This is a genomic window from Sphingomonas sp. (assembly GCF_042091075.1).
Taxonomy (GTDB): domain Bacteria; phylum Pseudomonadota; class Alphaproteobacteria; order Sphingomonadales; family Sphingomonadaceae; genus Sphingomonas.
This window is the reverse complement of record NZ_JBELIE010000110.1, coordinates 1-11,363: the sequence shown is the minus strand read 5'-3', so window position 1 is coordinate 11,363 and position 11,363 is coordinate 1. Positions and strand designations below refer to the sequence as shown.

The following is an 11,363-nucleotide window of genomic DNA, read 5'->3' as shown; positions in this document are numbered from 1 at the left end:
CGCTCTTCCGATCTTATGCCTCGAAGCTGCCGGTGGTGAAGGTCGGGCGGATGGCTGGCCAGTTCGCCAAGCCGCGCTCCGCGCCGACCGAAACGATTGATGGCGTCGAACTGCCCAGCTATCGCGGCGACAATGTCAACGACATCGGCTTCACCCCCGAGTCGCGCGTGCCCGATCCGGAGCGAATGCTACGCGGCTATGCGCAATCGGCGGCGACGTTGAACCTGCTGCGGGCCTTCGCGCAGGGTGGCTATGCCAACCTCCATCAGGTGCATCGCTGGACCCATGATTTCATGGGGCGCAGCCCCTGGGCGGCGAAATTCGCCGAAACCGCGGATCGCATCGGCGAGGCGCTCGACTTCATGGAAGCGTGCGGGATCAACCCCGATACAGTGCCGCAGCTATCGCAGACGATCTTCTATACCAGCCATGAAGCGCTGCTGCTGCCGTTCGAACAGGCGATGACGCGACAGGATTCGCTGACCGGCGACTGGTATGACACGTCGGCGCACTTCCTGTGGATCGGTGACCGGACCCGGTTCGAGGGCTCGGCGCATGTCGAGTATCTGCGCGGCATCGGCAACCCGATCGGGGTGAAATGCGGCCCCTCGCTCGATCCCGACGCGCTGCTGCGGATGCTCGACACGCTCAACCCCGGGCGTGTCCCCGGACGCATGACGCTGATCACGCGCTATGGCTATGACAAGATCGAGGCGCATCTGCCGCGGCTGGTACGCGCCGTCACGCGCGAAGGGCATCCGGTGGTCTGGTCGTGCGATCCGATGCACGGCAATACCGTCAAGGCGGCGACGGGCTACAAGACCCGCCCGTTCGACCGTATCCTCGCCGAGGTGCGCGGCTTCTTCGCAGTGCACCGTGCGGAAGGCACCCATGCCGGTGGCATCCATGCCGAGATGACCGGGCAGAACGTCACCGAATGCACCGGCGGCGCGATCGACGTCACCGAGCAGAGCCTCGCGGATCGCTATCACACGCATTGCGATCCACGGCTCAATGCCGGTCAGAGCCTCGAACTGGCGTTCCTGCTGGCGGAGATGCTCAACACCGAGATGGCAGAACGCCGCAAGGCGGCGTAACGCCTGTCGGAACGGACCGAAACATGGGGGCGGCGACCTCGGGCAAATGGCGGTGAAAACCGCAACCGACTTGACGCCGCCCCCGCCCCCGGATAGACGCCCGCCTCCACCGCACGCGGCCCCTTCGTCTAGCGGTCTAGGACGTCGCCCTCTCACGGCGAAAACACGGGTTCGAGTCCCGTAGGGGTCACCAGCAAAAGCAGTAGGTTAGCACCCTTAATGTGCTGGCTGGAGCGATTTTCGGCAACGGTTCGGCTATAAGCGCTGCTGAACGGGAGCGAACTTGGGCGGCCGTGACAGCGTCGGCGACTTGCGATACGCCGTTCCGGTAAACACTCGTGACCCGCTCTTTGCCTTCACCGCCCCGCCCAACAGCGGTGCCGGGTTTATCGCCCGCAAACACGGCGGACTCGTCTCGATAGAGCCGATCACCGGATCGGCCCAGGCGTGGCTGCACGCGCAGGTCAACGAGGAAGCAAGCTGGGCAGGCGACGCGCTGGTGCTGGAACCTCGCTACTTTCCCGAGCTTGCGGATGCGATCATGGCGGCCGGCTTCACCTTCGAGCGCGAGGCGCTGCCGAACTAGGCCACACGGTGCTTAGCGCCGTGCCTTCGCCCGAACCACTTCAAGCTGCACCTGCTGGCGTAGGAGTTGGTCGAAACGCTCCATCGCGATCTCCGCCGAGCCGCTGCGCATCGCGGGGTCGGCCGCGAAGGCCGCCGCTAGGGCACGCCGGCTGGAAGCGCAGTCAGCAAGGGCTGCGTCGGCAACGACCGGGGCTGTCTCGCCCGATGCCACAAACCGCCGAGCGGCAGCCAGTGCGCACGCCTTGTAGCGCTGCCCAGCCTGCATGGCGGCGGTCGATGCGGCCGGACGAGGTGACAGTGCGGGACTGGGAGCGGAAGGCATGGTCACCACCGGGCGGGGATCGGCGTAGAACCTTCCCACTTCGCGGTAGTCGGCAGACGGGGCGATCTCCAGATAGCTGGCCTTGCGGGCGGCTGCGCCGACGCAGGTGAAGTCGACGATGGACGCGCCCACGCTGCCGCCGCTGACTACGTGCCATTGATCCGTCTGCGTGTTGTCGCCCCTGCGCAACACAGCACTACCGGCATCGTAATCGGTATAGAGCCGTTCGCGCAGCGCCCTCTCTTTGCAGTCGACCTCATACTGGACGGCGGCGCTCGACATGCTCTCCTCGGGCGTCGAGTAGAACTTGTGCGTCCAAATCGTTCTGCGGTTTTGGTCAGCCTCCTCGATTGTGTCGGCGTCCGCCAAGATGCTGTTGCCGACGGCGTCCTTCTGAAGCACGATCCACCAGTGCCCAGCCCAAGCCGGGGCCGCAGATGTGATCGCAAGCAGGGACAGTGCGGCCCTCGCCGCCGCGCAGGTCTTCATAGTTGTTCCCCCTTCTTCTGTTCGGCAGCAGCTCTAGCCGCTGCATACCGCTCTCGTCTCGCCTCGGCGGAGTAATGCCCATGTTTCTGCCCGTTCTTATTGCCACGTGGCGGGCGCGATCGGCCGCCATGGAAGCGGCAGCGGCCATTCGGGCCGGCGTAATTTCGGCAGGGGCGGCCTGCCTGCCTCGCCCAAGCCCCGCACTGCTGGCGGAGCGGGATGAGGCCCATGGCCGCGCACAGGCCGGCTGGTAGGCCCATCGACGTGGCGAGGCGGAGAAGCACCCGTCGCGCCTTGCGGTCGTCGCCATGCTTCCAGCGAAACTTGAGGTAGCTGTTGCTCGAACCCTGCTCATCCAGTGCGCGCAGCCAGCGCGCCCAGCCGGCCACGTCGTTTGGATCATCGGGCTGGCAGTCGATCGCATAGCGGTCGAACTGCTGGTGAGGTGGTGCCCAGCCGGGTGGCGGCGGGATGCGAGGAGAACGCGGAGCTTGCGTCGGAGCTGACGCGAGGCGCGCGGCTCGGACGAAGTCGGCAGCGTCAAACGGCGGAACCTGACCTTTCATGGGTTCGAGCACCAAGTCGCCGCGCTGGGGCGGCAGGGCGGACGCGCTCACAGGAACTCGCTCCCGTCGCTCTCCAGCGGCGCGGCAGGGGTTTGCCCAGGCGCGACGCGGGCCATTTCCGCAACTCGTCGCTTTTCTACGACTTCCTCGCGGACCTGATCGGATGTTGCCCCGCCGTGCCGTGCCGCAGTGGTGGACCCCCTAAAGGGGGTTCCACTGCGGCGCGGAGGCTCATCGGCACCCTGCCGTGGTGCCGTAGTGCTGCTGCCGCGATGCGGCACCATTGCGGCAGAAGCTTCCTCGGCCATGTCGTTGTTTCTTGCGACATGCCCCTGGGCAGTCCCGGGAACGATCCAGGTCCGCATTTCCCGGTGACCGTCCCGCCGTTCCACTTTCGCCAGCGTGCCTTCGGCCAGCAGCTCTTTCAGCACCGCCTTGACGCGCGCACGCTGAGCCTTGTCGTCGGGGTCCAACCCGAGCACCTGGGCCACTGCCTTACCTGCCCAGCGTTCGGCGCGTTCGCTGTCCCGCCACTCGCCTTCCGCGATCAACGCCTGCACCTCGGCGGCGACGGTGGGCGCGAGTGGTTCGGCCGGGCCGATGGCGGGCGGATAAAAGCGCGACACGACGCCGACGCTGTCGCCGATCCAGTTATCGCCCTCGCCATTGGGCAGGTCGACGCTCACGATCTCATGCCAGTCGCCTTCGGCCGCCGCCGGTGCGCGGTTCGACTTGTCGTTGTAGACGCGGAAGAAGCGGCGCTCCTCGCCGGGCTCGATCCCGAAGCGCTGCCCCTCCTCCGGTGTCATGCGGTTCAGCACCAGAACCGAGCGCGCGGCATTTGGCAGGGCGCTGGCACCTCGCGCCCGATCGACCGTGACCTCCGCGCCGGCCGCCTTGGACGTGTGGTGCACGAGCACGATCACGCAGTCCGTTGCCGCCGCGACCTTCGCCCATTCCTTGGCAACGGCGTCGATCGCGCCATTGTCGTTCTCGTTAACCTGATGGCTGCTTACGAACGGGTCGACGATCAGGCAGTCGATCTGGCGTGCAATGATCTCGGCCTTGAGCGCGGCGTAGACCGGCTCCAGCACCGTGAAGCCGTGGCGGACCTGCTTCGCCGTGCACAGCCCCGGCCCGCTCAATCCGCTGTCGACGAACAAGCGGCCAGCCACGTCGGGGCCGGGATCGATCCCATGTGCCCACGCCGCCGCACTGAAAGAGCGCGCCAGCTCATCCGCGTCGTCCTCTAAGTTGTAGAGCCAGACCCGCTGGGGACCGCCATGCACCTCGTGGTCCAGCAGCGGCCTGCCGCTCACCATCGCAAGTGCCATGCCGACGGTCAGCGCGGTCTTGCCGGTCGCGCCGGGAGCGACGATCGCGCACACGTTGCCACGTTGGAGTTGCCGGCCGTAGAGCCAGCGCCGGGGCGGGATGGTGTGCGCTGCTGGCCATGCGAAGGGCGTGGCGCTGATCGCCGACGCCGCGCGGCTCGCCTCGACCAAAACTCCGAACCCGTCACCGTCGACGGCGACTGCCGCCTGGGCACGCTCGACCGCCCGACGCGCGGCTCGCTCGGGATCGGCTTGCGCGAGGCAGTGGGCGCTGATCGCCAGCTCGGGATCGAGTAGCACGCCGACGATCTGCTCGGCGTCGACGCCGCACCGATGCATGTCACATGCAGCGGCGAAGGTATCGGCGGAGCGGTCTTCGCCGGGAGGGTCGGTAAGCAGCGTGTGGAGCGGATCATCGGGCGTGATGCCGAGCCGGGCCAGCGATGCAGGAACAACGCCTAGGGCGGGCGCAGGAGTCGCCACAGCGCGTTCTGGCGTCATCCCGGCATCATATGCCCGACGTAGCGCCTCGGGCGTAGACGATCCGCCCTGGGCTTCCAGCACCGTCGCCAGCGCGGGCACCCGGCCGCTGGCACGCTTCCGAGCGGTTGGGAGATTGACCGTGCCGGGTACGCGCAGCACGCGGTCCACGTTCCAGCAGGCCGGGTCGCCGCCGAACTGGCCCACGAGCGAGCGGTTGATGCCCTCCACATCGGCGGAGCTGACTACATCGCCAGCCAGCCGCCATAGCGCCTGCACGCCGCCGCCACTGTCAACGATGATGCTGGGCGGCGGGGCGGCCTTCCGCAGTGCCGCCACGGCCGCTTGCTTGTCGAACGCGCGCCCATCCTTCGGCGGGTCCACGTCGACGTGAGCGAAGCGGACGGCGACTACGTCCTCCTTCCGCGCCTTCTTGCCCAAGCCGGGCCGAACGGCATTGGGCGACCAGTAGATGTTCGCTCCTCCCGCGTTTCGGTCGGCTGCCCAGGCGGCGGCGGCAGGAGCGTCGGCACCGAACCATCGCCCTTGGGTCGAGCCGCCCTCCGCCGGAATGGCAACGAGGTGGATTGCTTCCCCGCCCGCCCGAGCGAGGAAGCCTTCGATCGCCGCGCGATCGGCAGCGGGGGCGTTCATGCCGCAGCTCCTTCCTGCGCGCGTAGTGTCAGTTCGAACTCGCGGACGGGCATGGTGCGCAGCAGGTCGGCGAACCGCTGGTAGTTGGCTTCGCAGTCGATCTCCGCCTCGTCGTGACAGGCGAAATCGAAGGTGCCGCCGCGCCGCTCTAGGCATCGTGCAATCCTTGTGATCTGCACGTCGTCGAGCAAAGCGGCCTGACCCTGCCCGGCAAAGAGGACGTGACGACCCAGGGACCGCCGAAGGCACGATCCTTCGACGGGTTCGATTAAATCGAACAGCTCGAAACCGAAGCGCTCGATCGCATCGGGCGCGTGCAGGACGTTGTCGAGGTTGTCGTGGTCGACGGCCCAGCCCTCGGGCTCACCTTCGTCGCCTTCGCCCCAGGCATCGGGAGGGTTGCGCAGAACGGCGTTGTAGCCACGTGAGCGCCAATCATCTTGGCGCTCCGCTAGAAGTGCTATATAGCACATGGTGCTTTCCTTAGGAGTAGGGTTGGCATTCACGGCTTCGTTGGGCGGCAACCCGGCGGAGCCGTTTTCGCGTTCAGGGCGTTCGCGCTGCCCTTGGCTGTTCGACATTGTAGCGGCTCACGCTGCCACCGCGCGATCAGCCAGGGCCTGGATGGACGACACACGGATTAACCGGCGCTTGCCCAGCTTCACGCTCTCCAGGTCGCCGGCCGAGAGCATGGCGTAGAGATTGGTCTTCCCGATGCCCCCGAGCATTGCGCGGGCGGCGTCTACGGAGACGAGGACAGGTTCGATCGCAGGCATGTTGCGGTTCCTTCGGGGCGGGATGCCCATTGTCCTGACGCCCTAATCGGTCCCCGCAGTGACATGGCCACCGCAATGGAGAACCGATGGGTTCATCAGGTCAGAACCGGTCATACCGGCAGCCCACCGACACATGGACACCGTTTGCCGCCCGGCGCGTCAGCGCCTGCGCAGCTCACCTTCCGCAGTGCGCACGTGCCGCACGCCGTTGATGCACACCTCACCGCCTGAGCTGCCTGCGAGGTCCAGCGCCGCCGCCATTAGCGCCGCCGATCCGGCGACCTCAGGCGAGCAGATCAGCACCGGCCCAGGCGTGTCGCCCAAGTGGAACGTGTTGAGTGCCAACGCCTCGTCGAGCGTGCCGAACGGGCCGTAGCTGTCGACCTCGTCGTCGACGATGAAGCCACGGCGCGATGCGCGGATAACTACCGAGCCGCTATGCCCTGGGCTGCCGCCCTCCCAACCGAGCGTCACGACCGGCCTACCCATCGATCCGCTCCACCGCCGGTATTAACGGGGCCATAGCCGGTCGACCCAGGAGGGCGGCGTCGCGGTAGGCGTTGATCGCCTCCTGCCACACGGCCAGCGCCGCATGGCTGGCTTCCTCCGCCGCCTGCCTGGGCGACACGGGCCGGATCAGCGCCTCTCCCAGGCTGCGGTGCCACGCTCCCTTGGCCGCCCACGCCACGGCCGCTGCCGCCGCTCGCGCCGCGTGCTGGGCTTGGCCGAAGCGGAGCGCGTCCTGCGCTTCCTCCAGCGAGGCAGCCCGGCGCTGCCCCTCCTCGCCGTCGGGCACGGCCGGCTTGTTCGGCAGCGTGTTTACACACCACGCCACCAGCGCCGCCGCGCGCTGCCGCCCCAGCGGCGAGGGGTTGAGGCCATCGCCGGTGCAGCCCGGCTCGCGCGTGCCCACCAGAACCGGCACCAGGGGCAGCAGCATGGCCGTGCGCCGGCGATCGGGCAGTGCATCGTTCAGGACGCGGCCGAACTCGATCAGCGCGGGGCAGACGCAATAAGGCCAGTCGCCGTGCCGCTCGCCCGCGAACAGCGCCACAGCCTCCATCAGGCACAAGCCGTCGGCCGGGCTGGCGTGCTGCCCAGCCTTCAGCTCAATCGCGCTCCACTCGGACATGCTCGCCTCGCTTTGTTGCCGTCGCCGGCCGCATCGCCTCGCTGGCTCGCCACCTTGCCCGAGGAGGCAGGTTGGCCTGGGCAAGAGCCCAGTCTGGATGCTGACGAACAAATGCGGTCAATCACAGGCGAGTGTCAAGCTTGTGCAGTCGATCCAGGTTCAGCCCTGTTGCCGCAGCGGGATAGCCGCAATTGAAATTTTGCCTGCTGCGTTGATGCCTAACTCGCGTAGGATTTCTTGGAACGCCCACGCGACCTGATTTGGGTAGACGCAAGGCCCGATGATAATTCTGTCGAGCAGCCTGTCGAGGTTCATCCAAGGCATATTCAATCCTGGCTGATCCCATAGAGGCACCTTGCAGATCATCTGCGGAATGCTGCGGACCGTTTCGATGCTCGTCTGGATGAATGGTGACGGGTCGGAGAGCGGTCGGTGGATGACGCGCCACTCCTGCTCCTCCACGAATGCGGGGTGCTTGAACGATAGCGTGGCGAATTGGAGCGCGTTCGTTATGATCGACTGCGCGTTCTGGAACGGTACCTGCTTGATCGTATCGATGTTCGCCGTCAGCCCGTCAGCCACCTCTTTCAAATTTGAGAACAGTACCGCTTCGTTCCCGTAAGCGACCGGGCTGGAATAAGTGTTCAGCTGGCCAGCGTCATTCTCGAAGACTTCCGTATTGAAAATAAGCGCGACACCCGACGTAGGGCCACCATACGCGCGCCACATCGATAGTCGCCCAAGGAAGTCCTCCGGATCGTGCGCCGAAAGCGAGGTCAGATAGGTTTGGGTTCGCGACTGCCATTCCACCTTGTAGATGAAGTCGGCAATTGCGTTCCAGAGGCCAGGATGTGCTCCATTTAGCGCAGCTTCCAGTTGCGCCCCGATGCCCATCTGAAGGGCGGCAATTAGGCAGGCTGTGCCGTATGCGACCTCGGAGAAGTCGTTCATCAACTGCGCGTTTCTCAGCCAAAGCGTCTTGTTTTTAAGGATCAGCGCGGCATTCTCGGCGGTGGTGTAGTGGGCCATCTTTAGGCCCTTTTGGAACACCTCCTGGAAGCGTCGTGTTTCATAGGGAAACGCCAGTTCCTGTAGCGCCGTGATCGCTTCGTTCTCGCCCATTCCACGAGGGTATCGCGCTGATCGCGTCGGCGGAAGCACACTTTGCATCGCCCCCTAAGTAGCCGTGAAACGCGAATGGGCGAAAAGCTCCCATCAACGCGCGTCGGCTTTGGTTTGAGAAGCTACAAAGGCAGCCTCAACGTCCGGGCATGGGTCTTTACCCGCCCCTAGTTCGTACGCGCTGCCGGACTTAGCGCAGTGCCACCACGTTCGTCCGAGCCACAATGCCCATGCCGGCCGCATGCTGGCGGATGGTCGACGACACGTAGGACGGCGCGAGGTGGGCGTAGTGCTTCCGCGTCATGCGCTCGTCTGCGTGCCCCAGGGCTTCGGCGATCACAGCCATCGGCACACCCGCGCGCGCCAGACGAGCGCCATAGGTGCGGCGCAGGTCGTGGAAGGTGCAGCGCTCGACCTTCCCCGCCGTGCAGGCAGCGTCGAGGTAGCGCGCCTGCTCGCTCGGCCCCCAGCGCCGGCCACTCGAATGAATGAACAACAGGGCGTCGGCGCGTTTCCCGGCTGCCGCCTGGGCGAACAGTGCCGCGCCCTCGTCCTCCAGGTAGACGATCTGCGTTCGCCCGCCCTTGGTGTCGGGCAACGTCAGTGTGTTCGACTGCGGATCGAAGTCGCGCACCTTCGCCTTGGCTAGGCTGCCATAGCGTGCGCCCGTCAGCATCGCAGCCTGGGCCATCGGTCGGAAGCCCGCGTCCATTGCATTGACCAGCCGTCGCGCCTCATCATCGGTGAGATAGCGCGCCTTCGCGGCGTCCGCTGCTTTGAACGGCTTGACCTTGCGCCATGCCTCATCCGATCGGACCACCCCCTCGCGGAACGCCCGGTTTAATGCTGCCTTCAGAACTGTGAGGTCGCGGTTGGCGGTGGACTGGCGACGGCGCTTCGCGTCTTCGTCAGCCGCCACGCGGGTGTTCTGCTCCTTCGCGAACTTCCCCGTCCGCAGCTTGGCAGGCGACGCGGCCCGTTCCTTGTGCCACTCTCCGATCTGCTTGGCCGTGAGCTTGTCGATCTCCAGGCCGCCCAGGGCCGGGCGAATGATCGCATCGACGCGGCTCCGCGTCGCGGTGACGCTCTTGCCGGTGAAATGGGTCATGTAGTCGTCGAGCGCGTCGCCCACGGTGTAGGGCTGCCCAGCAGGGCGGGCATCGCCGCGCACCACCTTGTCGAACCACGCGCGCGCCGCCGCGTCAGCCTGCCGGAAGGACAGCACGTTCGCGCCGTCCGCGTCGCACACGTCATCTGCCTCGCCTAGCGTCGTCTTGCTGTAGCCGGAGCCGCCGCCGGGCAGACGGTGCCGCGCGACCCATCGCCCGCCACGTTTGCCGCGATAGTAGCCCAGGTGCGCGCCCTCGCCGATCAGCCGCCAATAGGGCTCCTTTCGAGGCGATAGCTTCAGCCGTGCATCGCGCTTGTCCAACCGCGCATCCCGCACCGCTCTGCCCATCGCTCACTCCCGACTTCGGTAATGGTTCGGCTATAAACCTAGGCGGACTAGGGCGAACTGACAAGTACGTTCGCCAGAGGAACATGAACGTAAAGAGCGGTTTACGCCCGATCGCGAGCGTTCGACAAAGATCGGCATAGCGCCCTCTCACGGCGAAAACACGGGTTCGAGTCCCGTAGGGGTCACCAGGTTGAGATCTCGCGGTTTTTCCGGGGCATCCTCGGCGGTTTCCACAAGCCCGAAGAATTTTCCCACAAGCCGTTCATGAACGGCACATCCGGTCACCTGCCATGACGCGATCGGCAGCGGCCAGCGCGATAGCGTGAAGCCGCGCGCTATCGCCGTGATGGCGTTCCCCGAGGCGGTCTCTCACTGGATCCTCGACATCGACATGTTCCCACCGGGCGTCCACTAACCGAACGGTTGTGACACCGCGTGATCACGTCGTGTGACGCTAGTCCACGAACGCGCGCAGCTTGGGCGCCATATACAGCCGGGCCCGAAAGCACGGGACAATGCCGACGCGCGAGGTTCGTTTGTGTTGCGATTGCCGCAACATGGCACCACGAAACACTGTTCGCCCTCCCCAGCAACGAGCATCCGCCGGATCGATCGGTTGCACGGCCGACGGTGAGGAGGCGGAGGATCATATGGAGACGGTTGTCGTCACGGGCGGGTCGGGGGGGATCGGGCGCGGTTTGTGCCAGCATCTCGTCAAGACGGGCCATCGCGTAGTCAACCTCGATCGCGTCGCGCCGGAAGAGCAGTGCAACGGAGAGACGTTCTTCGCGGTCGACCTCGGCGACCCCAGCGAATTGCGCCAGACGCTCATACAGGTCATTGAGGCACATCGCCCGACCCGACTGGTCGCCAATGCGGCGACGGGGCGACCCGCCGACGTCGTCGCAACGACCGACGATGACTTCGATCGCGCGATGGCGGTCAACGTGCGCGCCGCCCTCATCGTGAGCCAGGCGATGATCCCGATAATGCGCGAGCAGCAGTTCGGGCGGATCGTTATGATCGCGAGCAGGGCGGCGTTGGGGAAGGTCAACCGCACCGCCTATTCAGCATCGAAGGCCGCGCTGATCGGCATGACGCGCACGATGGCGCTGGAACTCGGAATACACGGGATCACCGCCAACGTCGTCGCTCCGGGACCGATCGATACCCCGGCGTTTCGCGCTGCCAATCCGGAGGGGTCGCCTGCCCGCGCGAGGATCGAGGCGGGCACCGCCGTCGGGCGCTTGGGCACACCGGCGGATATCGCGCACGCTGTCGCATTCCTGCTGGCGGAGGAAAGCGGGTTCATTACCGGGCAGACGCTGTATGTTTGCGGTGGGC

At 66.0% G+C, this 11,363-nt stretch carries 11 protein-coding genes, 2 tRNA genes and 1 riboswitch; of the genes, 5 read left to right on the top strand and 8 right to left on the bottom strand.

Translation table 11 applies throughout. The features are described 5' to 3' along the window. The 3 genes from ACFDSW_RS11470 to ACFDSW_RS11460 all read left to right on the top strand — a co-directional run. Positions 1-1,097 (top strand): 3-deoxy-7-phosphoheptulonate synthase class II (locus tag ACFDSW_RS11470; RefSeq protein WP_375250425.1); only part of this gene is annotated, 1,097 nt, incomplete at its 5' end. A gap of 117 nt (positions 1,098-1,214) precedes the next feature. Continuing rightward, positions 1,215-1,290: transfer RNA gene (locus ACFDSW_RS11465), tRNA-Glu, on the top strand. A gap of 90 nt (positions 1,291-1,380) precedes the next feature. Next, positions 1,381-1,683, top strand: a complete 303-nt coding sequence (locus ACFDSW_RS11460) for a hypothetical protein (RefSeq protein WP_375250424.1) — start codon at positions 1,381-1,383, stop codon at positions 1,681-1,683. Between the two features lie 12 nt (positions 1,684-1,695). Here ACFDSW_RS11460 and ACFDSW_RS11455 read toward each other — a convergent pair whose 3' ends face one another. The 8 genes from ACFDSW_RS11455 to ACFDSW_RS11420 all read right to left on the bottom strand — a co-directional run bounded on the left by ACFDSW_RS11455 (position 1,696) and on the right by ACFDSW_RS11420 (position 10,019). Next, positions 1,696-2,496 (bottom strand): surface-adhesin E family protein, encoded by an 801-nt coding sequence (locus ACFDSW_RS11455; RefSeq protein WP_375250423.1) that lies wholly within the window; start codon positions 2,494-2,496, stop codon positions 1,696-1,698. 613 nt (positions 2,497-3,109) lie between these two features. Further along, on the bottom strand, positions 3,110-5,530 hold the full coding sequence (locus ACFDSW_RS11450; protein WP_375250422.1) for an AAA family ATPase: 2,421 nt from the start codon (positions 5,528-5,530) through the stop codon (positions 3,110-3,112). Continuing rightward, complete coding sequence (locus ACFDSW_RS11445) at positions 5,527-6,111, bottom strand: hypothetical protein (RefSeq protein WP_375250421.1); 585 nt, start codon at positions 6,109-6,111, stop codon at positions 5,527-5,529. Before ACFDSW_RS11445 ends, ACFDSW_RS11450 begins: the two co-directional genes overlap by 4 nt. Before the next feature lie 9 nt (positions 6,112-6,120). Next, on the bottom strand, positions 6,121-6,306 hold the full coding sequence (locus ACFDSW_RS11440) for a helix-turn-helix domain-containing protein (RefSeq protein ID WP_375250420.1): 186 nt from the start codon (positions 6,304-6,306) through the stop codon (positions 6,121-6,123). 159 nt (positions 6,307-6,465) lie between these two features. Next, positions 6,466-6,795: a hypothetical protein gene (locus ACFDSW_RS11435; RefSeq protein ID WP_375250419.1), complete on the bottom strand. Its 330-nt coding sequence runs from the start codon at positions 6,793-6,795 to the stop codon at positions 6,466-6,468. Beyond that, on the bottom strand, positions 6,788-7,438 hold the full coding sequence (locus ACFDSW_RS11430; protein WP_375250418.1) for a hypothetical protein: 651 nt from the start codon (positions 7,436-7,438) through the stop codon (positions 6,788-6,790). Before ACFDSW_RS11430 ends, ACFDSW_RS11435 begins: the two co-directional genes overlap by 8 nt. Before the next feature lies 1 nt (position 7,439). Continuing rightward, positions 7,440-7,544: riboswitch (SAM-I-IV-variant riboswitch) on the bottom strand. Positions 7,545-7,597: 53 nt separating this feature from the next. After that, on the bottom strand, positions 7,598-8,560 hold the full coding sequence (locus ACFDSW_RS11425; RefSeq protein WP_375250417.1) for a DUF2971 domain-containing protein: 963 nt from the start codon (positions 8,558-8,560) through the stop codon (positions 7,598-7,600). A 190-nt stretch (positions 8,561-8,750) separates the two neighbouring features. Next, on the bottom strand, positions 8,751-10,019 hold the full coding sequence (locus ACFDSW_RS11420; RefSeq protein ID WP_375250416.1) for a tyrosine-type recombinase/integrase: 1,269 nt from the start codon (positions 10,017-10,019) through the stop codon (positions 8,751-8,753). Between the two features lie 123 nt (positions 10,020-10,142). Between ACFDSW_RS11420 and ACFDSW_RS11415 the strand changes: the two genes are divergently transcribed. Together ACFDSW_RS11415 and ACFDSW_RS11410 are read left to right on the top strand one after the other, a co-directional pair. Then, positions 10,143-10,207, top strand: a tRNA-Glu gene (locus ACFDSW_RS11415). Positions 10,208-10,669: 462 nt separating this feature from the next. After that, positions 10,670-11,363: SDR family NAD(P)-dependent oxidoreductase (locus ACFDSW_RS11410; protein ID WP_375250415.1), on the top strand; the 694-nt coding region annotated here is incomplete at its 3' end.

Coding starts and splice junctions, on each gene's coding strand:
- ACFDSW_RS11455 (WP_375250423.1), bottom strand. CDS start 2,496: ATGAAGACCTGCGCGGCGGCGAGGGCCGCACTGTCCCTGCTTGCGATC.
- ACFDSW_RS11450 (WP_375250422.1), bottom strand. CDS start 5,530: ATGAACGCCCCCGCTGCCGATCGCGCGGCGATCGAAGGCTTCCTCGCT.
- ACFDSW_RS11445 (WP_375250421.1), bottom strand. CDS start 6,111: ATGTCGAACAGCCAAGGGCAGCGCGAACGCCCTGAACGCGAAAACGGC.
- ACFDSW_RS11440 (WP_375250420.1), bottom strand. CDS start 6,306: ATGCCTGCGATCGAACCTGTCCTCGTCTCCGTAGACGCCGCCCGCGCA.
- ACFDSW_RS11435 (WP_375250419.1), bottom strand. CDS start 6,795: ATGGGTAGGCCGGTCGTGACGCTCGGTTGGGAGGGCGGCAGCCCAGGG.
- ACFDSW_RS11430 (WP_375250418.1), bottom strand. CDS start 7,438: ATGTCCGAGTGGAGCGCGATTGAGCTGAAGGCTGGGCAGCACGCCAGC.
- ACFDSW_RS11425 (WP_375250417.1), bottom strand. CDS start 8,560: ATGGGCGAGAACGAAGCGATCACGGCGCTACAGGAACTGGCGTTTCCC.
- ACFDSW_RS11420 (WP_375250416.1), bottom strand. CDS start 10,019: ATGGGCAGAGCGGTGCGGGATGCGCGGTTGGACAAGCGCGATGCACGG.